22 protein-coding genes are annotated in these 21462 nt (G+C 48.0%); 4 read left to right on the plus strand and 18 right to left on the minus strand.

Annotated elements, in window-relative coordinates:
- Positions 1-256 precede the first annotated feature (256 nt).
- Positions 257-1636 carry an MFS transporter gene (locus HMPREF2626_RS02895; protein WP_210382785.1) on the plus strand — a complete coding sequence of 460 codons (1380 nt, stop codon included), beginning with the start codon at positions 257-259 and terminating at the stop codon, positions 1634-1636.
- Between the two features lie 230 nt (positions 1637-1866).
- The gene (locus tag HMPREF2626_RS02900) at positions 1867-2745 is read left to right on the plus strand and encodes a MetQ/NlpA family ABC transporter substrate-binding protein (protein ID WP_070617221.1); all 879 of its coding nucleotides are present in this window, start codon (positions 1867-1869) and stop codon (positions 2743-2745) included.
- Between the two features lie 87 nt (positions 2746-2832).
- Here HMPREF2626_RS02900 and HMPREF2626_RS02905 read toward each other — a convergent pair whose 3' ends face one another.
- From HMPREF2626_RS02905 to HMPREF2626_RS02955, 11 genes are all read right to left on the minus strand, one after another.
- The gene (locus HMPREF2626_RS02905; RefSeq protein WP_070617226.1) at positions 2833-3339 is read right to left on the minus strand and encodes a QueT transporter family protein; all 507 of its coding nucleotides are present in this window, start codon (positions 3337-3339) and stop codon (positions 2833-2835) included.
- 382 nt (positions 3340-3721) lie between these two features.
- Positions 3722-4348, minus strand: coding sequence for a DUF2179 domain-containing protein (locus tag HMPREF2626_RS02910; protein WP_070617228.1), 627 nt, complete (start codon positions 4346-4348; stop codon positions 3722-3724).
- Positions 4349-4357: 9 nt separating this feature from the next.
- A complete protein-coding gene (locus tag HMPREF2626_RS02915; protein WP_070617230.1) occupies positions 4358-5020 on the minus strand; it encodes an ABC transporter permease in 663 nt (220 codons plus the stop codon).
- 1 nt (position 5021) lies between these two features.
- Positions 5022-5984: an osmoprotectant ABC transporter substrate-binding protein gene (locus tag HMPREF2626_RS02920; RefSeq protein WP_070617231.1), complete on the minus strand. Its 963-nt coding sequence runs from the start codon at positions 5982-5984 to the stop codon at positions 5022-5024.
- Complete coding sequence (locus tag HMPREF2626_RS02925) at positions 5977-6624, minus strand: ABC transporter permease (protein WP_070617233.1); 648 nt, start codon at positions 6622-6624, stop codon at positions 5977-5979. The genes HMPREF2626_RS02920 and HMPREF2626_RS02925 overlap by 8 nt, the downstream gene beginning before the upstream one ends.
- On the minus strand, positions 6624-7766 hold the full coding sequence (locus tag HMPREF2626_RS02930; protein WP_070617235.1) for an ABC transporter ATP-binding protein: 1143 nt from the start codon (positions 7764-7766) through the stop codon (positions 6624-6626). The genes HMPREF2626_RS02925 and HMPREF2626_RS02930 overlap by 1 nt, the downstream gene beginning before the upstream one ends.
- A gap of 193 nt (positions 7767-7959) precedes the next feature.
- Positions 7960-8337 carry a holo-ACP synthase gene (gene acpS, locus HMPREF2626_RS02935; protein ID WP_070617237.1) on the minus strand — a complete coding sequence of 126 codons (378 nt, stop codon included), beginning with the start codon at positions 8335-8337 and terminating at the stop codon, positions 7960-7962.
- A gap of 12 nt (positions 8338-8349) precedes the next feature.
- Positions 8350-9834: a degradosome RNA helicase CshA gene (locus tag HMPREF2626_RS02940; RefSeq protein ID WP_070617238.1), complete on the minus strand. Its 1485-nt coding sequence runs from the start codon at positions 9832-9834 to the stop codon at positions 8350-8352.
- A gap of 139 nt (positions 9835-9973) precedes the next feature.
- Entirely contained in the window at positions 9974-11404 is a 1431-nt protein-coding gene (gene murF, locus HMPREF2626_RS02945; RefSeq protein WP_070617240.1) for a UDP-N-acetylmuramoyl-tripeptide--D-alanyl-D-alanine ligase, read from the minus strand.
- A gap of 10 nt (positions 11405-11414) precedes the next feature.
- Positions 11415-12503 carry a D-alanine--D-alanine ligase gene (locus HMPREF2626_RS02950; protein ID WP_070617241.1) on the minus strand — a complete coding sequence of 363 codons (1089 nt, stop codon included), beginning with the start codon at positions 12501-12503 and terminating at the stop codon, positions 11415-11417.
- Positions 12504-12506: 3 nt separating this feature from the next.
- Positions 12507-13295 (minus strand): hypothetical protein, encoded by a 789-nt coding sequence (locus tag HMPREF2626_RS02955; RefSeq protein ID WP_070617243.1) that lies wholly within the window; start codon positions 13293-13295, stop codon positions 12507-12509.
- Between the two features lie 172 nt (positions 13296-13467).
- Here HMPREF2626_RS02955 and HMPREF2626_RS02960 point away from each other — a divergent pair, with 172 nt between their 5' ends.
- Positions 13468-14226, plus strand: coding sequence for an SMI1/KNR4 family protein (locus tag HMPREF2626_RS02960; protein ID WP_070617245.1), 759 nt, complete (start codon positions 13468-13470; stop codon positions 14224-14226).
- 86 nt (positions 14227-14312) lie between these two features.
- Here the strand turns inward: HMPREF2626_RS02960 and HMPREF2626_RS02965 are convergent, their stop codons facing one another.
- The 3 genes from HMPREF2626_RS02965 to HMPREF2626_RS02975 all read right to left on the minus strand — a co-directional run bounded on the left by HMPREF2626_RS02965 (position 14313) and on the right by HMPREF2626_RS02975 (position 17489).
- Entirely contained in the window at positions 14313-15506 is a 1194-nt protein-coding gene (locus HMPREF2626_RS02965) for a hypothetical protein (protein WP_070617247.1), read from the minus strand.
- A gap of 238 nt (positions 15507-15744) precedes the next feature.
- Positions 15745-16461: a class A sortase gene (locus HMPREF2626_RS02970; RefSeq protein WP_070617249.1), complete on the minus strand. Its 717-nt coding sequence runs from the start codon at positions 16459-16461 to the stop codon at positions 15745-15747.
- An 89-nt stretch (positions 16462-16550) separates the two neighbouring features.
- On the minus strand, positions 16551-17489 hold the full coding sequence (locus HMPREF2626_RS02975) for a LysR family transcriptional regulator (RefSeq protein WP_083294314.1): 939 nt from the start codon (positions 17487-17489) through the stop codon (positions 16551-16553).
- Between the two features lie 482 nt (positions 17490-17971).
- Between HMPREF2626_RS02975 and HMPREF2626_RS02980 the strand changes: the two genes are divergently transcribed.
- Complete coding sequence (locus HMPREF2626_RS02980; protein WP_070617252.1) at positions 17972-18901, plus strand: LysR family transcriptional regulator; 930 nt, start codon at positions 17972-17974, stop codon at positions 18899-18901.
- Between the two features lie 99 nt (positions 18902-19000).
- On the opposite strand, the gene HMPREF2626_RS10265 is transcribed toward HMPREF2626_RS02980, so the two are convergent.
- From HMPREF2626_RS10265 to HMPREF2626_RS02995, 4 genes are all read right to left on the minus strand, one after another.
- Positions 19001-19177: a hypothetical protein gene (locus HMPREF2626_RS10265; protein ID WP_246818914.1), complete on the minus strand. Its 177-nt coding sequence runs from the start codon at positions 19175-19177 to the stop codon at positions 19001-19003.
- Between the two features lie 76 nt (positions 19178-19253).
- On the minus strand, positions 19254-19643 hold the full coding sequence (locus HMPREF2626_RS10270; RefSeq protein WP_246818915.1) for an aldo/keto reductase: 390 nt from the start codon (positions 19641-19643) through the stop codon (positions 19254-19256).
- Positions 19644-19800: 157 nt separating this feature from the next.
- Positions 19801-20058: a type B 50S ribosomal protein L31 gene (locus HMPREF2626_RS02990; RefSeq protein ID WP_067974368.1), complete on the minus strand. Its 258-nt coding sequence runs from the start codon at positions 20056-20058 to the stop codon at positions 19801-19803.
- Between the two features lie 112 nt (positions 20059-20170).
- Complete coding sequence (locus HMPREF2626_RS02995) at positions 20171-21430, minus strand: UDP-N-acetylglucosamine 1-carboxyvinyltransferase (protein WP_070617254.1); 1260 nt, start codon at positions 21428-21430, stop codon at positions 20171-20173.
- Positions 21431-21462 lie beyond the last annotated feature (32 nt).

Genomic DNA, 21462 nt, shown 5'->3' on the forward strand with positions numbered 1-21462 from the left:
GCCGTTTCCAAACAATTCGAACAATATTGTATATCGATTGATTTTTCACAAATATATTTTGTAAGCCTTACCATAACTGTCTTTTTAGCATTAAATAAATGTGAAACAACTCTTTAAATTGCATCTTATACCCTGACAATTCTCAGAATTTGTTGCCAATTTCACATGTTTGATCAAAATCCCTTTTCAAAGCTATTATTTTCTCTTATAATGACAAATGCTTTAATTTTATTTTTGTTTTAAAGGAGGAATTATTGTGGCAGAAAGAACAGCCACCAAGCCGTTCGGAATGTCCGACAAACTGGGCTACATGTTTGGGGACTTCGGGAACGACTTTACATTTATTCTTTCATCAATGTTCTTGATGAAATTCTACACTGACGTTATGGGGGTATCCAGTGGGATCGTCGGCGGGATTATGGCCGGTGCCCGGATTGTGGACGCCTTCACAGATATGACCATGGGACAGATTGTTGACCGGACGAAACCGACTCCAGTAGGTAAATTCTTACCTTGGATCCGCCGCATGGCTGGGCCCGTTGCTCTAGCTTCCTTCCTTATGTATGCGAGCTGGTTCCAGGATATGCCTATGTGGTTTAAGATCGGATGGATGATCTTCACATACATCTTATGGGGATCTGTCTTCTATACTTCCATCAATATTCCTTTTGGTTCGATGGCTTCAGCCATTTCCGCAGATCCTAAGCACCGGGCTGAACTATCCACCTGGCGAACCATTGGCGCTACCCTAGCCCAAACCTTCATCGGGGTTGTCCTCCCACTCGTGGTTTACTACAACGATCCTAGTGGCGCCCAAGTACTTTCAGGGACCCGGATGGCAATTGCTGCAGCTGTGTGTTCAATTCTGGCAGTCATCTGCTATGCTCTCTGCTACAAGCTGACAACTGAACGGGTGAAAATCGAACAGAAAACCGAGCGTTTCGACTTCATTGATATGGTCCATCAACTGGCCTCTAACAAGGCTTTGATTGGTATTGTCATTTCTTCCATCTGCCTACTGCTCACCCAATTAACCTTAAGCGCCATGCTTCCATACGTCTTCCCTAACTATTTCGGGAATACCCAAGCCCAAGCCGCCGCAACCTTTGTTGGTTCAGCAGCAACCCTGATCTTATCCACCTTTGTGGTCCAACTCTCCAGCAAATTAGGCCGTAAAGAATTGGGCATCTACGCTGCTCTCTTTACCGCTGCGGTATTGCTTCTGGCCTTTTTCTTACAAATTTCAAATGCCTGGGTCTTTGTTGTCTTCTATGGTTTAGCCTATTCTGGGATCGGCTGCTTCATGCTGATTACCTGGGCCATGATCACTGATGTTATCGACCAAACCGAAGTGGAAACCCATGAACGGTCAGACGGTATGATCTACTCCGTTTATTCCTTCGCCCGTAAGATGGGTCAAGCTGCCTCATCTGGTCTCGCCGGTTGGTTACTGACCCTCGTCGGCTATTCTGCAGCCACAGCCTTCGAGCCTGAGGTTACCCAGGGCATCTACAACATCACCTGCCTAGCCCCAGCTATTGGTGCGATTTTACTCGCCCTTTCTCTCTACTTCCTCTATCCATTGAATAAGAAGCGTGTCGAAGAGAATGCTGCAATCTTAGCCAACCGCCGCTAAAATATCTGATAAGCAAAAACTGCGCCAGTCAGTGCGCAGTTTTTTTTGCTTATTATGATACATATTTTGTACTTTTTAAGAAACAAAATTTGTTCTATTTTTTGATACAGCTTGATTTTATCCCCTTTTAGCTGGGTCACTACTATCGATTGTTCCTTTTAAGCTTGAAGGGACCTGTGAAAGGGCTTAAACTAGAGACAATAAATCTACAGACAGAAAGGTCGATTGTGATGAAAAGAAACAAGGCTTTGGTCTTAGGCCTAGCCGTTCTGGCCCTCTTTTTAGGAGCGTGTGGCCAACAAGGGAAAACTGCTGAAAGTGAGCATAAGAAGGTCAGTTTAGCTGTCTCCAACCAGCTCAGCCAGGAAGTCTGGCAGGATACAGCCCGACGACTCAAGGAGAAGGAGGGAATCGATTTAGAGGTCAAGCTCATTTCAGACTGGGTGCAACCTAATATGGCTGTTGCCGAAAATGACATCGACCTCAATGTCTTCCAATACATCCCCTTCCTCGCCGAATTCAACCAATCCCATAATACTGACCTAGTCCCCATTGGTTATTCTTATATCCCACCGATCGGCATCTACACTGCCAATCCCGACATCCAGTCAGTTGAAGACGTGCCTCAAAACGCTAAATTCACCATCCCAGATGACCCTGTCAACTTAGACCACAGCCTCCAGGAAATCGAGCGTGCCGGCTTAATTAAGCTTAAAGATAGTCAAGGGCAAAAGACCCTGGATGACATTGCCGAAAACCCTAAGAATATTCAATTTATCCTGATGAAGGGAGACGGGATCGCCCGCAGCCTGGAAGATGCTGATCTAATGATTACAGGGGCTTCCATCGCTCAAGATGCCGGTATCAGCCAGGACCAAGCTATCTATGTGGAAGATCCTAAAAACACGCCTAATATCTACAAGGTCTGCATTGTCGCCCAACGCGACCGGGCCGATGACCCCATCCTAGAAAAGGTTGTTAATGAATTCCAAAGCCAAGACACGGCAGACTTCATCAAAACTGTTTCCAATGGCACCTATGTCCCCGCCTGGTCAGACCATGACCAAGCCAGCAAGGACTACGATGCCTTTGTCCAAAGCAAAAAATAAGACATTCCTCAAGCCTGCGCAAACTTGCCTCGCGCAGCATCAACCATAAAGAAAAGACACGCCTAGCCAGCGTGTCTTTCTTTATTTTTAATGGTTAAACATTTTAGCAAGATATAATCGTTTGTTGATCAAATAGATCAGAGGAGCGGTTAAAGCTAGGATAATCACTTCACTGACAAAGAGAGAAGCGTAGGTCGCCCAGAAAGGCAATTCAAAGGCCAAGTTCAGCTCAAAAGCGATAATAAAGATCATCATTGAAAAAATCAGAGTCGTTGCGGCGAGTTTCTGCTTATCTGTCTTCAGGTAACGATAGACCCAGTCGCACAGTAAGAAACTAAGCAAGGTATGGGCAGTCCCAAAGACAATATCATACCAACCCAGGCCCGTCATAAAGCCATAGAAATTTGACAAGAAAACGCCCAGAACGACACCCCACTTGTAGTTCTTATGGTAAACATTCAAGTGGTTGAGCCCTTCCGACACACGAAATTGGATCGGCCCATAAGCGAATTGCGGGGCCACAAAATACAAGGCGACATAAAGCGCAGCGATTAAGGCATTAACCACCAGGGCTTGATTGTGTTTACTTTGCATAAAAATTCCTCCCATAGTTTTTTTATGTTGGCGGGTTTCGAACAACACAGAACTTATCATAGCGAAATTATGCCCCTTTGACAAGACCAAGGGTGTGAGACTTGCTTAGATTTGAATGAATGGAGCTCAAACGGATAAGAGCGGCTTCAGCCGAACGTTCCGATTGGGGGAAGTCACTTCAAGTCTGCAACTGCGACCCCAACTACAAAGATCGTGGCTTGCTGACTGCTAACACCTAATAACAGTCTGCGTGTCTGGCTTACTAAACTTTATGCCACATTCAAGACTTCCGAATGAGCCTTGCAAGCTCGACTAACTAGTCTCACTTCACCACAAAAAAACCAGAGCTGATCAGAAGCCTTCTCTGGTTTTTATCATATGCTTATAGCTTATTTATCTCATCATTAACGAACTCGTCTTCACTCACCCGCTCTGTCCGAGGATCCAGGGGTTCTTGGTCTTCCAGAGCCTCATGGGCACGTTGGACGCGCAGCTTGGTCACCCGCTTGGTCCAGAAACCACCGTGGATATACTTGGCATCATAAGAGATATAGAAGGCCCGGTCGTCAATTTCTTCAATGGTCCGGCAGAGTTTCCGCTCAGTTGACCGGGGCGTCAGAATAGTGAGGATTAAGCGATCCCCGTCCCGGCCGTAGCCCGACTGGACCGTCACCCCATAGCCGCGGTTCCGCAATTCCTCAGCCAGGGCATGGTTGTCACTGGCAATGAAGATCTGGATCACAGCATAACCGAGGGCAATCTTATCCTCTAAGAGCATCCCGCAATAAATCCCCACCCCAAAACCTAGGGCATAAGCGAAAAGATAAGCCGGCTGGTCCAGGTACTGCATGACCATAGACAGACCGATCGCATAGATAGTAATCTCAATCACCGCCAAGAAGGAGGCCGGGAAACGATAGCCTCTCATCGAGAGCAAGAGGCGCATGGTATTTAGCATGATATAAACTAAGTTAATACTAAATATTTTAATTAATAAATGATAGTCCACAGCATTCTCCTATCTTTGGCTAGGGTCTAAACTTTTTTCGATCCGACCTAAGCCCCAATCGGCAACAATCGACATGAGAGCAATGGGGATGACAGCAGCGAGGATAATACTCGTGCCGTCTGAGGCATTGACCCCGCGGAAAAGGATATCACCCAGACCCCCTGCCCCAACGAAGGTCCCGATGGTGGCAATCCCAATCCCTGTAATAAAGGCGTTGCGGACGCCCCCCATGATCACCGACATAGCCAAGGGAAGCTCGACCTTATAGACAATCTGGAGCTTGGTCATCCCCATACCGATCCCAACGTCAATAATATCGGCGTCCACATTGCGGACCCCCGTATAGGTATTGCGGAGAATGGGGAGGAGGGAATAAAGGAAAATGGTTAAGACCACCAAGTTGCTCCCTAATCCCATAGCCAGCATCAGAACGGACAGCATAGCTAGTGAGGGCACGGTTTGGATGAGATTGGCCAAACCAAGTACCCAATCTGCCAAGCGATGGTGGCGGGCAATATAGAAGCCAAGTGGGATGGCGACCAAGCACGCAAAAAGAACACCGTAGATGGCCATCAAGAAATGTTGGCCGAACTGTCCCACCACATAGCTCAGGTTTTCCTGGTAGTAGACGCTCAGCTGTTCTAATAGACTTAATTGTGTCATATCGGTCATCTTAGTCACCCCCCACAGTATCTTCAATCGGCTTTAATTCAGGTGTCTTGTCTTCAAAATAATTATGGGCCTTCAACCAGTCATCAGCAACCACTTTGGGTTCCAAGAGGTAGTTATCTGCCCGGTAGTTTAATTTCTGCATGGTTTCTTCAGTGATGGTCCCTTCTAACTTATGTAAGACCTTGTCTAGTTCAGGATGGACCTCTAGGATATGGTAGGTTGCAACAGGACTGGCATCATAGGGTGGGAAGAGCTGTTTATCGTCTTCCAAAACTTTTAAGTCTTCGGAAATAATCCGCCCATCCGTTGAATAACCCAAGATGACATCCACTTCATCATTGGCTACCGCTGAATAGGTCAAGCCAATCGACATAGGTAGCGTCTGGCCAAAATCAAAGCCATAAATCCGCTTGAAGTCTTCATAACCGTCCCCTTCCCGGCTCAACCAGGAAGAGTCCACCCCTGCCTTTAGATCAGGCGCATATTGGGCCAGGTCAGAAACTTTTTCCAGTCCTAATTCTTCAGCCTTGTCCCGGCTCACCATGAAAGCATAGGTATTGGCAAAACCGTAAGTAGGATACCATTTCTGGTCGAATTCGCGGTCGAAGCCCTTAACTACTGTTTCTGCAGCTTTTTCAGGGTCAGTGATGGCTTCCATCCCCAATTCCCCAGTTACCGAGGTTCCGGTATAGCGGACCGCTGAAACGTTAGCATCATCCTTCATCAGGGCTTGGTGGTTGAGGGAAGAGGAGCCGAGGTTAGAGATCACCTTGGTTGGCACGTCGATATAGTGGTTGGACATGCCTTCCACAATATAGGCGAGGATCTGCATCTCGGTCGACATACCGCCCGTAATAACAATCTCATCCTCAGAAGTCGAAGCCCCGAGTCCAGGTAGGCTACAGGCTGCTAATAGGAATAGACTCAGCCCCAGGGTGAAGGCTGTCTTTAAGAATTTACGCATCTTCACCAGCTCCTTTCGAGGTCGTTTGGGGTTGGGTTAGTTTTTCCAGATAATTCATCAAAAGGTCTGCCAAAACCGCAATCAGGGTGACCGGAATCGTTCCCCCAATAATCAGGTCTGGCTTGTAGAGGTTGAGGCCGTTAAAGATCATTTCACCAAGGCCCCCACCGCCAATATAGGCCGCCAGAGTGGCCCAGGCAATCACATAGACCGTTGACAAACGAATCCCTGCCATAATCACCGGCATGGCGAGAGGGAGCTGGACACCCTTAATAACCTGCCAGGCCGTCAAGCCCATCCCCTTGGCAGCATCCAAGAGATCTGGGTCAACCGAGGTCATCCCCAGATAGGTATTGCGGAGGATGGGCAGGAGGGAATAGATAAAGAGAGCCACAATGGAGGGCAAACGTCCCACCCCAAAAATAGGAATCATCAAGGCCAAGAGCGCCAGGGTAGGAATGGTTTGGAGGACGCCGACCACACTGATGACGCCCCCTGCGATCTTAGGGTGCTGGGAGAGAAGAATCCCCAAAGGCACCGCAATCAAGATCCCCAAGGCTAGAGAAACCACCGACAAGAGCAGGTGTTGAAGGGTCAAATTAATGAGTTCTTGGCCGTTTTCAGCTAGGAAGTTTGCCATTAGATCTCAACTCCTTCAATCGCTTTCGTCTCGCCCCAGATTACTTCATAGACAATATTGACCAGGTTAGACCGGGTCACAATCCCCGTCAATTGTCCTTCACGGTTAACAACCGCCACGTTTTGCACCTTGGCTTTCAGGATGCGCTGGATGGTATCTTGGACGAGGGCATCTTCTTGGACGCCCCGACGTCTGACCATTTCATCACTCACGCTAGCTTCCATATCTCTGGCATTCATAATATTTTCAATGCTGATCTGCCCCTTGAGCCGCTTGCGGTCATCCACCACGAAGAGGCTGTCCACATGGCTGTCCCGCATGAGAGTCAAGGCATCACTGAGCGACTGGCCCATGCTGATGGACAGGGGTTTGTCATTCATGACATCCTTGACTTGGATATACTGGGTCTTGGCTTCAAAGAGCCGGTCTTCGCCCAGGAAGCTCTTCACATAATCATCTGCTGGATGGCGCAAGATTTCCTCTGGGGTGTCGTACTGGAGTAAGTTCCCCTTGTCCCAGATGGCGATACGGTCAGCCAGATTCAAGGCCTCGTCCATATCATGGGTCACGAAGATGAAGGTATTGTGATATTCCCGCTGTAATTCCTTAACTAATTCTTGCAGGGCATCCCGGGTGATTGGGTCTAAGGCCCCAAAAGGCTCATCCATCAAGACGATCTTCGGATTAGCCACCAAGGCACGGATAACGCCGATCCGCTGCTGCTGGCCACCGGATAATTCACTCGGATAGCGGTCCAGATAGTCGAGGGGAAGTTCTACCCGCTTCATCAACTTCTCCGCTTCCGTCCGACAGCGGTCTTCGTCCCATTTCAAGAGCCGGGGGACAGTCACAATATTTTCATAGACAGTCATGTGGGGCATGAGCCCAATACGCTGGATCACATAGCCGATCTTGCGCCGCATATCGACTGCATTCATGGAAGTGGTCGCCTGACCATCAATAAGGATCTCCCCCTCGGATGGATCGTGCATACGGTTGATCATCCGCAGAGCCGTCGTCTTCCCACTCCCTGAGGTGCCGATAAAGCAGACAAACTCTCCGTCTTGGATGGTCAAATTCGCATCTTTTAAGGCGTGGACATTGCCTGGGTATACCTTACTGACATTCTTAAATTCAATCATAATTTCGGTCCCTTCCGTTTTTTCTTAAGTTTATTGTAACAAACTAAGCAGCAAAAGCGACTAATCAGGCCGAGTCCAGCTTAATTGTTGGTTTTAGTATTTATAATTAAAAATAAAATAACGCATCGAAGCCTTTTCAGCTAAGGCTTTCGATACGTTATTTTTCAATCTTTACGATAAACAATTATTGTTTTTAATTAAGTTCAGGTCTTCGGTCTTCAATGACCACATAAGCACTGGCATAATGGGCAGTATGGGTAATCGAGAGATGGATAGCGTAAGGAATCTTAAGACAAAAGAGCTGGGGCTGACCGCTTTTATTTGACAAAATAGCCATGTCCTGGAAAGAAAGTTCTTTACAGATACCCGTCCCCCAAGCCTTGGCACAGGCCTCCTTGGCTGCCCAGCGCCCCGCTAGAAATTCCGCCTGGCGCTGAGAAGAAGTGAAGGCTTGGTAGACCGCGCTTTCCTCTTCTGTTAGAACCCGCTGAATGAAGCGGTCGCCCTGTTTAGCACAAGCCTGGTCAATCCGCTTGATTTCAACTAAATCCGTGCCAATTCCAATAATCATACAGCTTGCCTCCTAGCGAATATCAAAGGAGACTTTCTTCCGTGAGCCCCGCTTCTTGCCTTTTGGATGGTCCTTGGAGCCTTGGTAGGACTTCTTCTTACCCTTCTTATCGTGTTGTTGGTAAGACCGCTTATGATTGCCTCGCTTCGCCCCCTTGCGCTTGCGTCCGCCCGACTTCTTGCGCGGAGTCCGTTCCGGTGTAATCCGAACCTCAACCTCATTAGGATCCTTGGTTAAACTGCTGAGGACTGCTAGGGCCAATTGGTCCGTACTGTAGTGGGCGGAGAGGTAGTCGATGGCTTCTTGGTAGTAAGAAGGATCGGCCTCTTCGGTCAGCTTTTTAACCTCTTCTAAGGCCTGGTTGATCCGCCCGCTGAAAGCTTCCTTAGCCGATGGTGGACGCAGGGGCATCATTTTCTTCTTGGTTAGGTCTTCGATGGTTCTTAAGTAACCTAATTCATTTGGGCCAACAAAGGTAACTGAAACCCCCTGGCGGCCTGCCCGACCCGTCCGACCAATGCGGTGGACATAGCTATCGGGGTCCAAGGGAATATCAAAGTTATAGACATGGGTCACATTAGAAATATCCAAGCCCCGGGCTGCCACGTCTGTTGCCACTAAGATATCCAGCTTCTCATCTTTAAATTGTCGGAGCAACATGGACCGCTTGTCTTGATTCAAGTCCCCGTGGAGGCCTTCTGCTGTATAGCCGCGCTCAATTAGGGCACGCGAAATTTCATCCACCCGACGCTTGGTCCGTGCGAAGACAATGGCTAGGACAGGATCTTGGACATCAATGAAGCGGGTCAAGACATCGAACTTCTCACTCTCCCGACAGCGAGTAAAGTATTGGTCGATTAGGTCGGCCGTCATCTCTTGGGCCTTGATCTTCACCTGGATCGGATCCTGCATAAATTGCTCCCCAATACGTTGGATGGCCTTGGGCATGGTCGCCGAGAAGAGCAGAGTTTGCCGGTCGGCTGGCGTCTTAGCAATAATCGCTTCAATGTCATCAATAAAGCCCATATTAAGCATCTCATCCGCCTCATCGAGAACCAGGGTCTGAATGTGGGACAAGTCTAACTTCCCGCGACGAATCAAGTCAAGCAAACGACCAGGCGTCCCCACGATCACTTGCCGTTTCTTCTCCAACTGGCGTAATTGCCGTTGGATCGAGCTACCGCCGTAAACTGTCAGGCATTGGACCCGTTTCTCTTCACCTAATTGGTAGAGTTCTTGCCCGGTTTGGATAGCCAATTCCCGGGTTGGCGAGATAACCAAGGCTTGAACTTCCTTAGCATAGGGATCAATCTTCTCTAAGAGGGGAAGGCCAAAAGCGGCCGTCTTCCCCGTCCCCGTCTGTGCCTGGCCCAGGACATCCCGTCCTTTTAAGGCATAGGGAATCGTTTCTGATTGAATCGGTGTGGCTTCTTCAAAGCCCATCTTATCGACAGCTTTTAATAATTGCGGGCTCAAGCCCATTTCTGTAAATTTCATTCCATTCCTCCGTATTTCATTCTTAAGGATTATATTTGTAGGAGTCATTCTACTCCTTTAGTAAAAAAACAGCCGACCAGTCGACTGTTTTCTTTGGGCAGCTTGTCGAGGGCTGTGTGGCGAGACAGAGGCTGCTGAGCTAATCTTCTTTAGCTTGGCTTTCTATATCTGGGCGGCGGAGGGCTTCAACTACTTCCAAAAGCCCCATCCCATGGCTCCCCTTCACCAGGATCTGGTCATAGTGGCGGGTATGGTCTTCCAACCAAGCAATGAGGGCCGCTTTATCTTCTTTAAAATAATGCACCTGGTCTGGCCGGGCTTGACCGGCAGCTAGGAGGCGCTCATAGAGAGCTTCCATCTCCAAGCCATAGAGTAAGACCTGATCCTGGTCTTCAAGAGTCAAGACATCCGCTACGCTGGCATGGAGCTGGCCTGCATCTGGTCCTAGTTCTAACATATCAGCCAGCACATAGAGCTTGCGCCCTTGTTGGGCATCACCTGCCCGCGGAACCTGGACGAAGTTACTAATTACAGCCTTCATCGCTGAAGGACTAGCATTGTAAGTATCATCCAGCACTTGACTCTCATTAATGCCTTCGATCCAGGCTGTCCGATTGGCCGTCATTTGGAAATTAGCCAGGGCCTCCTGGATTTGTTCAATCGACAGGCCCAGGCGGTAAGAGACCGCACAGGCATCTAAGGCATTCACAACATTATAACGGCCCGAAACCGGAATTGTCAACTGAACGGTTGGTGACAGGTTGCTGCTGAATTGGGTCTGGTACTGGTCCACAATAATATCCAGAGCATAAATATCCTGGTTTTCCGTTAAACCGACTGACAGGGTTTCGATGTCTTCTCGAATATCCCCTAATTGAGAAGTAATTAGCTCTTCCTCCCCAGGATAGATGAAGCTGCCCCCTTCTTTTAAGCCGTCCAAAATTTCAAGCTTGGCCTTGGCGATATTGGCCTTGGTCTTCAGAAATTCCAGGTGGTCCTCACCAATCATGGTAATCACAGCCAGGTCGGGCTGGGCTAGGAGACTCAATTCACGGATTTCACCAAAATTAGACATCCCCATTTCTAAAACAAGGACTTCCGTTTCTTCTGGCATCTCTAAGATAGTAATCGGAACACCAATTTCATTATTATAATTGCCTTGGGTCTTGTGGACCCGGTAGGCCACCGATAGGCAGGCCGCTGTCATGTCCTTGGTGGTCGTCTTACCGGATGAACCGGTAATCGCCACGACTTTAGCTTGGACCAAAGACAAGTAGTAAGCTGCCAAATCGTGGAGGGCAGCCAGGGTATCGGGCACTTGGATTAAGGCCAAGCCGGCAGGAGCCTGGGCTGGATCCTTGGACCAAAAGGCAGCCACCGCCCCATTGTCTAGGGCTTGTTGGGCAAAGTCATGGCCATCGCGTTGCCCAGTTAAGGGAACAAAGAGGCTCCCAGGCTGGGCTTGTCTAGCATCAAAAACAACATGGTCAAGCAAGACCGCGTCGGGGTCTTCTGCTTGGACCTGTCCTTGGACAGCTTTAGCAATTTCATTTAAGGCTAATTTTTTCATGGCACACATCCTATTGGTTGGCTAGTCCTTGTTTTTTATTAAAGCGCTCTAGGGCCAGGTTAAGTAATTTCTCGAGCAAGTCTTCATAAGACAAGCCTGAAGCTGCCCAGAGAGAAGGATACATACTAAATTGGGTGAAGCCAGGCATGGTATTGACCTCGTTGATATAGATATCCATATTGTGGGTCACGAAGAAATCGCAGCGGGTGAGGCCTGAGCCATCAATGGCTAAATAAGCCTTCTTGGCGTAGGTTTGGATAGCCTGGGCGCTTTCCTCTGGGAGGTCGGCTGGAATCGCCATCTCGATGCTGTTGTTAATATACTTCTCTTCATAGTCGTAGAAACCTTGGTCCTTGACAATCTCACCAGGTTGGCTGACCTGAACCTCTTCATTACCGAGGACAGCCACCTCAATTTCCCGAGCTTCAATCCCTTGTTCAACCACTACCCGGGTATCATAATGGAAGGCTGTTTCTAGGCCTTGGAGCAAGGCATCCCGGTCCTGGGCCTGGGTAATTCCTACGCTAGACCCCATATTGGCAGGTTTGATAAAGACAGGATAGACTAACTGCCCCTCAATGCGGGCAATTACTTCGCTGCGCTCGGTCTCATACTGGTAGCTAGTCAAAGCAACAAAAGGCACCTGAGGGATCTGAGCTTGTTGGAAGAGTTGCTTGGAGATAATCTTATCCATACCTGCCGCTGAAGCAAGGACACCTGCCCCGGTATAAGGGACATTCAGTGCTTCAAAGAGGCCTTGGATTGTACCATCTTCCCCATTCGGTCCATGCAGGGCAGGGAAGGCCAGGCTATCCTTGGTCAAAACATCGGTCGGAACAACAGCAAGCCCTTGAGAAATTTCAGCTTCACCTTGGCGGTAGAAGTGTTGTTGGTCGCTGGCTTCGAGATAGAGGATGCTATCCTCACTGAGGCTGTATTCTTCAAGCAGCTCACCAGCAATCCACTGCCCCTCCCGGTCAATAAAGACAGGCTGAACTTGGTGCTTCTTATAATCCAAATGTTTGAGGATGGAAGCAGCCGTTAAGACGGATATATCATGCTCCGCGCTGTCCCCACCATAAAGTAGTACAATTCTCATAATTTAACCTCCAAATAGGTTGGCATCCGCGATGCGCTCAAATGCCCATTTTTTATCTTTCATTGAATAGCTTAATTTAGCTAAAAGAACGGTTTGCTTGCGTTGAAGAATATCATCAACTTGGTCTTCCGCTAACAGGAGAGGGATCGCCATCGCCTGGTCCTCCCGCCAAGTGAGCTGACTAAAGTCAAAGATAACCCCTTCCGTTAAAAGCGGACGGATTTCCTGCATGACTGCCATGGGAGGCAAGGGAATCTTCGCCTCTTCGCCGGGATTATGTGACCGCCAGCCGAACAAGGAACGGCGCTCAGGACGTTGGGCCAAGAGCTTGTCGCGAATCACATTGGCCAGCTGGAAGTAAAACTCCTTGACATCCCGGTAGTAAGTCTTCAAGATCCCATTGGCCATGGGCAGGAAGACATAATTATTTTGCAACTTATAGAAGAATGGCGAGTGCAAGTGGCGGTTCACATGGCCTAAATACAATAGTTCTGCAATTTCACCTGGTGTTAGCTGGTGCAGGAGTTCTTGGGAATAATAATCCACCCACTTAGTATCTGGAAAAGCTAAGCGACTCTGCCCACTTAAGAAATCTTGGACACTCCGTTCGCCCCGGATGAGCTTAAAATGTGTATGGTCATCCGCTTGGCCATAATCTTTTTGGCAGGATAGAACCAGTAAGTTCTGTGGCTTCTTCTTCATACTGCGCTGCAAGTAGGCCAGGCCCAAACCGCGCGATAACACATGGTTGGATACCTCATCTACTAAGATATAAATATAATTCTCAATCACGTCCCCACCTCCTTATCATACCCCTTAATGATAGCATATTCCCCCCACAAAAAACTATAAGCTTTAACTAAAAAGCCTAAAAACACAAGCCAGGATAGATCTCAAGCTTTACTTTCTTTAGCTGCTTATATTAAGATGGGAGGGACTGTACGTATTTAAAGGAGCGAAGAACATGCATCTGATTGGCTTAGCCTTCCAAAAACAACAACTCACCTACCTGCCCACTAGCCCCCTCTACGGGGAGATTATGGTAGAGGACCTGCCGCTTAGCTACCACCAACTCCTCACCCAACAGAATGGCGGCTATACCTCAAAATCTTACTATCCCACCTCTGCCCCCACCTCAGATTCACTGAGCGCCGTTTATATCCCTTACCTGGCTGGCTTGCTTCCCCAAGCTGTTCGTAAGGACTATCTCATTCCTAGTCTGGCCTTCCAAGACCAGTTCAAGCACCGGGATAGTCTGCCTAAAAGCAGCCTAATTATCTATGAAGATGGCGACCGAATCGTCTTCCTGGACTATGACCCCCATGACAAGCGGGAACGTGACCAGCGCGGCCTAGCCAAAACCCCTAGCGTCCGCTACCGGGACCTGGAAACTGACCAGTGGATGGACCTCGCCCCTAATTTCGATTACTTTATCCAACACTTCGAATCCCGGGGTTTTGCCCTGCCCGCCCCACCTATGCGAACCTACCACCGGGCCAATGCCGCTTTTATCGCTGTCCAGCGTCCCGAGCAACTAGCCCGACTCTTCGAAGAATTCCAAGGCCAGGCCGACAAGACCTGGTACTTCCACTGGATCCGCCACTTCCTCCAGTCCCAGGATTCCCGCCTAGCCACCGTCGCCAAAGAAGCCCTCGACTTCCAAACCGACTACTTCCGTCCCTTCCTGCCCAAAGGCTTTGATGATCTCTTAAAGTGTGATTAAAGCCAGGCAGACCTAAAATACACAAACAAAAGCGGCCCCAGTCGGCGTTTACAAGTCGACTGGGGCCGCTTTCCTTTTATCCTTCTTTATTCCTCAGTGTATTCTAGATAAATATCTGAAGTCTTATAAGGCGACTCCACATAATAATTTGGGTTGGAGACGGCTAACTGACCGGTCTTTCGACGGTAGGCATAGAAGGTGTCACCGTTGTAACTCGTTTCCTTATCCGCATGTGCCTCATCCCCTCCTAGAAATTCTTCTAAATAGATAGCCGTATTGACCTTAATTTCAGCTAAGTCATCCCAAGATTGGCCTTCACGAAAAGTCTGGATGGTCTGGGTAGGCACCTGGTCAATACGGATGCGGAAGCGACTTTCTTGTTTTCGCCCATCGACCGCTGTCTGGTGGAAGACGAGCAAGTTTTGATCGGGGTAGATGGTCATCCGCCCCATGCCCCCATTAATTAGAAAACCATTTCCCCTAATGTAGGTCCCTGCCAGATCTTCCGCATCAACCGCATAAGGATAGTCAGCAGACCCGCTAGTTTCCTCTTGCGCCTCTTGTCCCTGCCCTGATGCCATCAGAGGCTTGAAGTCTAGCCTGGATAAATCAATTATTTGACCCTTACTTTGCTCATAGACTTCTGGGCTGAGCCGACCTTCTTGGGCGACCACCTTGTCGCTGTCATCTTCCATCTTCTTGATTCGCATCTCTCCCAACTCGTCTAATTGGGAACTTTGGTCATCCAAGGCGAAAAGTTGAATGACATGATCCATCGCTCCGCCTGACCCTTCCTGGAGAATCTCACCATTCTGAAGCAGACTCAACTGACTGCGATAGCCAATCGATGGGTCATCGAAGAGAGCTTGGGCTTGATCGCCAGCTAGGCTGTAAATTTGAATCAAGTTTTCTTGGTCATGGTTATAGATCAAGAGCTCTGACCGACCGTCTTGGTTAATGTCGTATAAGGTATAGGACATGACCTGGGGATCGACTTGAATTTGGTGGGAATCGATACCAGGCTTAGCTTCCCCCGCCTCCAAAGCCTGGCGCCAGTCAGCCAAGACCGTTTCATAGGACTCTAGCTCAGCTGCTTTCTGGGACGCCTTAGGGGCTCCTTTACTTTCTGACAGCTGAGACGATGCCTCTTTAACAAGACTAGAACTTTCACTGTTCACCGTCTCTGCTTGACTAGCTTGGCCCGTTCCCTCTTCCGTGCTTGCAGGACGACAGGCTCCTAGGCAAACTAGCGCGAGTAAACTAAACACATATTTCTTCATTTATAAGCTCAACGCTCCTTCTTAACTTATAGAATTCTTAAAAATTTATCTCAATCAATTATAGCATAACTCACTAATCCAAGTTTTTCGCTTTCCCATTTACTAGTATTAAAAAACGGCGAAAACTATTTTTGATCCTTCTTCATTCAATAGCTAAATTCAAAAGCGCAAGGCATGCTCACTGGCACACTTTAATTCCAAACAAAAAGCCCCAGCTAAGCTGAGGCTAAAGTATAATCTAATCCTTCTCAAAGAGTGCTAATAAGTCAGGACTAGCCTGGCTGAAATCCTGGGTCTCCACAAGACGACCTTGGACAATCCGACGTTCTGTTGCATCATCCGTACAGGTCATCAGGGTAATAATTGGCTTCTGGGTCTCGGGATCCAAGAGCTTGGGGTCGACCAGGTCCACTCGAGTCGGTGGCACATCTTCGACAAAGTAAGTGTCATAGACGTAAATCTTCTCCAAGTCGGTCATAAAAATCTTTTGACCCACTTGAGCATTATCAACAATTGGTGAGAGAAGGAGGCCTTTTTGGACTACATTCATATTGTGGCTAGCCAGTGGGTAATTCCCTTCCCCCATCTTCTGGTCGGGATAGAAGGTACCTGCCCCTGACAAGAGCACATCCTCACTCAGCCCTTTCATAATGGAAACCTTAACATCGGCATCCGGCATGGCCAAGGCACCAATGACATTCACATCAGCATAACCATTCTTAATCCGCTCCCGTGATTCACGAACTTCCTTCTCACTCACATTGCGGATTTCACTATGGTCAAAGACCGCGTCCTTGGCCTGGTTATCCTTCAACTGATCGGCCGTCATATTCTCAATGGCAACGTCGTTTTGATTCTGTTGGATCTGATAGCCACTAATATAGTGCTGGCCAAGGAAGAAAAGTCCAATCACAATCAGGACCACTCCCAGAAGACGTGTAAGATTTTGACGCATACTTGCCCCCCTAAATCGTTTACTATAGAGCTATTATCTTAGTTTTCCCTGGGGATGACAAGTCATATTACTTATAAAAAGTTTAAAAATTAATTAAACTGCAGGGCAGTAGAGAAAATTTTCTTGGCTAATTCGATGAAATCTTCCATATACTTAGGCAGGGGCATCCCCTTACGGTAAGCGATGATCACATCGGACTTAGAGCTTGGGCAGGAGAAAGAGAAGAGACGCGGCGCATTCTCTTGTTTCAGGTTGAGATTGCGGTAGTGGTTCTCATAAACCAAGGAAACCCCGTAACCCCGGATGGTTAAGTTAACGGCTGTTTGAATGTTATTGGTCTTGATAGTACGTGCAGGATGGAAATGTTCCTGGTTAAAGAGCTTATCCATCTCCCGACTAATCTTCGTATCATTTGTCGACACAATGAAACGGTCATCCTTAAGATCGGCTAGGTCAATCATCGGATACTTGGAATCCGGGTTGTCTACTGCAGTAGCGACCGCAGGGTGGTCATGGGGGAGAGCAACCAAGATTTCTTCGGTACCAATCTTGTCATAGGTCAGGTTGGCATTCTCATTGCTGGCGTTGATGATAATAATATCGCAGTCCCCGTTCATAATCCGATCTTCCAAGATGGTTGCCGTTTCTTCCACTAACTGCACTTCAACCCGTGGGTAGAGCTTCTCATACTCGGGCAGTACGGGTGGCATGAGATAAGAACCGCGAATAAGAGGGATCCCAATACGAATCCGGCCATAATTCTTATCCTTGATGGTCTGCATGGTCATCTCCAGCTCATCACGCATGGTTAAGATGTCATTGCCATACTTCACGAACTCTTCCCCGGCATAGTTGAGAACGAGACGTTTACCAACCCGTTGGAAAAGATGGTAGCCCAAACGTTCTTCCATATTCTTGATGTACATACTAAGGGAGGGTTGGGTAATAAATAAACTCTCCGCAGCCTTAGTCAGGGTACTATGCTCATGGATGGCTTTTACGTATTCAATATCCTTCATTTCAATCATTACTCAATACCTCTTCTATATTTATTCCACTTATAACTTTCTTGACTTATATCTAATCGATAATATAACATATTCCACTGCTGTTCATTCGTCAAGAATTTCTTTAAGAACGAAAACTCTTACTGAAAAGTCTTTAGCATAGTGCTTTTTTATCTCTTATAAAGCTGCCTCCCAGCTCCATTGACTTGCTAGCAAGCTGATTTTCTCTTCATCTCTCCCCTTCCCTTAAAGCCTGACATGATAGGCTTTTGAAAGCTACAAACGATCCCAATCAAAAGAATAAGAAGCTTTTATTCCGCAAGAATCGGCTGAAAAAATAAGAGCAAATTTGTTCCAATCAAAAAATACATTACTGAACGCTTTAGAAATACTTAAGCCAAATTTATCATAAGAGAAACCAATTTTTGTTCTTTATTTAATCTCTAATCCTAGAATCTAACTTTCGTTATAATGGATCAAAACAGAAAGTGAGGGGATTTCCTATGCGCATCGAACAATTACAATACCTCAGCAAGGTGGCTGAGACGGGTTCCATTACCCAGGCAGCCAAGGCCCTCTATCTCTCCCAACCCTCTCTCTCCAATGCCATTAAGGAGTTGGAACAGGAAATGGAAGTCCAACTCTTTAAGCGAAGCAAGAAAGGAGCTGTGTTGACTGAAGCGGGAGAAGACTTCCTAACTTATGCCCAACAAATTCTTGCCCAGGTCGACCTACTTAAGACCCGCTACCAGGAAAGCGAACGGCCCCGGCGAATCTTTAGCGTATCGGCCCAGCACTATGCCTTCGTCGTAGATGCCTTCGTCCGTCTGCTCAAGGAGAACTCCTACCCCAAGTACCAGGCGACTCTCAAGGAATCCCGGACCTATGAGGTAATTGAAGATGTCGCCAACCAGCGGTCTGAAATCGGTGTCCTCTACCGCAGCCGCTTCAACCAGCAAGTCATCGCTAATGCCTTAGCCGAACGCGACCTTAGCTTCACGCCCCTTATGCAAGCAGAGCCCCACATCTTTATCTACGCCAACCATCCCCTAGCCGACCGTGCCCAGCTGACCTTGGACGACCTGGCTCCCTATCCTAAGCTCAGCTACGAACAAGGCGTCCACAATTCTTTCTATTATTGGGAGGAGGTCCTGGCCGACCATGTAGCAGACAAATCAATTATTGTATCTGACCGGGCCACCCTCTTCAACCTACTGATCGGTCTGGATGGTTACACCATCTGCTCAGGGATTATTAATTCCGACCTCAATGGTGGCGACATCCTGGCCAAGCCCTTAGCTTGCGAGGAAGCGATTGAGATTGGTTACATCACCCACAACTTCCACCCCCTCAACCCAATCGGCCAAGCCTATATCCAGCAACTCCAAGAGGCGGTCAAACGCTCAGCCCCTTCCGAAGCAGAAGGGGATTAAAACAAAAGGTCAACCCTGCCAAGTGCTCACCTAGAAGCTTGAGACTAGTTGACCTTTTTTTCGAGATGACGACTGCTTCTAGCTGTCTTCTTGGCCTGACTAATTCCGGCCAAAAGAAGCCTGTTCACTTTCCACATGCCCCCGATGGCCATGGATTTTGAAGCGATCAATGGCTTCGTTTAAGGTCTCAAATTCCTCGGGCGTAAAGTGAATTTTCGCAGGGGCTAAGTTCACTAAGATACGATCCTGGTTTTTGGATCCTGGTATAGGAATCATTCTGAACAGCTGCTAAGGGGGTGACGCGGTGGGCCGATAGCTGGTAGAGAAGCCTGAGAGAGCCCCGACTCGCGGATCAAGCCTTCCTGGATAAAGTCGCCATAGCTCCTGCTACATCCGCTAAGGGAATAGCTTCATTGATCCGGTGGAGATAGTAGATATCCAAGTAATCCGTTCCCAAGCGCTGCAAAGACCCCTCCAATTGTTGACGCACATAAGCTTTAACTTGACTAAGAGTGGCTACTTTACCTTCCTCTAAGTGAACCTTGCTAGCCAAATAGACCTCTTGGCAGAAGGGCGCTAGGGCCTGGCCCAAAAGTTCTTCATTGTGCCCAGGATAGAACATTTCCTTACCATAAGAAGCCGCCGTATCAAAGAGGGTACAGCCCGCCTCATAGCCTGCTCGAATCGCTTGGATACTCTCTTCCTTAGCAGGAACAGGACCATAACCATGGGAAAAACCCATACAGCCCATCCCCACTTCAGAAACCTCTAAGTGCCCCATCGCTCGTGTTTTTTCATATCCTTTCCTCCTTCTCCCCCTATCCTATCAGAAACTTGCCTATAAGGCGAAAAAAAGAGCAGCTCGATTGAGCTGCTCGGCTTGGTCAAGAGACCATTTCTTAAGCATTTTTGTCTGCAAAACCGTACTTCTTGTTGAAGCGGTCCACACGACCATCGGCTTGCGTGAATTTTTGGCGGCCAGTGTAGAATGGGTGTGAATCTGATGAGATTTCAACACGGATCAATGGGTAAGTGTTCCCATCTTCCCATTCAACAGTTTCGCTTGACCCACGAGTTGAGCCAGATAAGAATTTAAAACCTGTTGTTGTATCCATAAATACAACGGGTTGGTAGTCTGGATGGATGCCTTGTTTCATTATTCTTTCTCTCCTTTGCGCCCTGGCTATCTGCTAGCCAGAGATTATTTTGACATAACATTGATATGTTACCACATCCCATCGCGCAATGCAATGTGATTTTTTATTTTTTCTATTCTTCGACTAATTCGATATCAGCGCCCAAGTGTTGGAGCTTGTCGGCAATCTTATCATAGCCTCTCAGGATATGCTCAGCACCATAAAGATCTGTACGGCCTTCTGCCATCAGGGCAGCATTGATCAAGCAGGCCCCTGCCCGTAAGTCAGAAGCAGTCACTTCTGCGCCTCGGAGACAACTCGGCCCGGAGAGGTGGATCTGGTCATTAAGAACCTTGGCCTGGGCGCCCATGCGGACGAGTTCAGGAATGTGCTTAATACGCTTAGGATAAATCGTATCTTCAATGGTTCCCTCACCTTGTGCCTTGAGTAAGAGTGGCGTGATAGGCTGCTGGAGGTCAGTCGCAAAACCTGGATAAGGCATGGTCTTAATGCTGACCATAGCCAGGTCGTCTTGGGCGGGATGAACATAGATTTCATCTTCATAGATATCCATTTGCACACCCATTTCACCCATCTTAGCGACAAAACCTTCGATATGTTCAAAGATCACATTCTTCACAGTAACCCCTTGACCGATAGCAGCTGCTGCGGTCAGATAGGTCCCGGCCTCGATTCGGTCGGGAATGATCTGATGGTTAGTTCCAGTCAGCTCATCCACCCCTTCAATCCGGATAGTAGAAGTCCCGGCCCCCTTGATCTTAGCCCCCATCTTATTGAGCAGGGAGACCACATCGATAATCTCCGGTTCGCGGGCCGCGTTCTCGATGGTCGTCTTGCCCTTGGCCATGGTTGCAGCCAGCATGACATTGATGGTCGCGCCTACACTCACCACATCCATATAGATTTCTGCCCCATGGAGGCCGTTAGGGGTGGAAAAGTGAATCGCCCCTTGTTGGTTCTCAATCACTGCTCCCAGCGCTTCAAAGCCCTTAATATGGAGGTCGATAGGACGTGGACCAATGGAACAGCCCCCTGGCAAGCCAACTACTCCTTCCCCATACTTAGCTAATAAGGCGCCCATAAAATAATAGGATGCCCGAAGACTCTGTATTTTTCCTTCCGGCATCGGAATATTGACCATATTCTCTGGATCAATGACTAAATGGTTGTTCTCAAAAGACACTTCACAGTTAAAATCTTCCAAAATTTCAATAAGGGCCTTTACGTCAGCAATGTCTGGCACACCGTCTAAACTGACTGGGCTATTCCCCATAATAGCAGCAGGAATCAAAGCGACCGTACTATTCTTAGCACCGCTAACTAAAACTTCTCCCTTTAACGGTTTACCACCATTTATGATAAACTTTTTCATTTTGCATTCCTTTCGTTCCCAACCGGTCCCCC

The organism is Aerococcus sp. HMSC062A02 (assembly GCF_001809535.1).
Lineage (GTDB): Bacteria > Bacillota > Bacilli > Lactobacillales > Aerococcaceae > Aerococcus.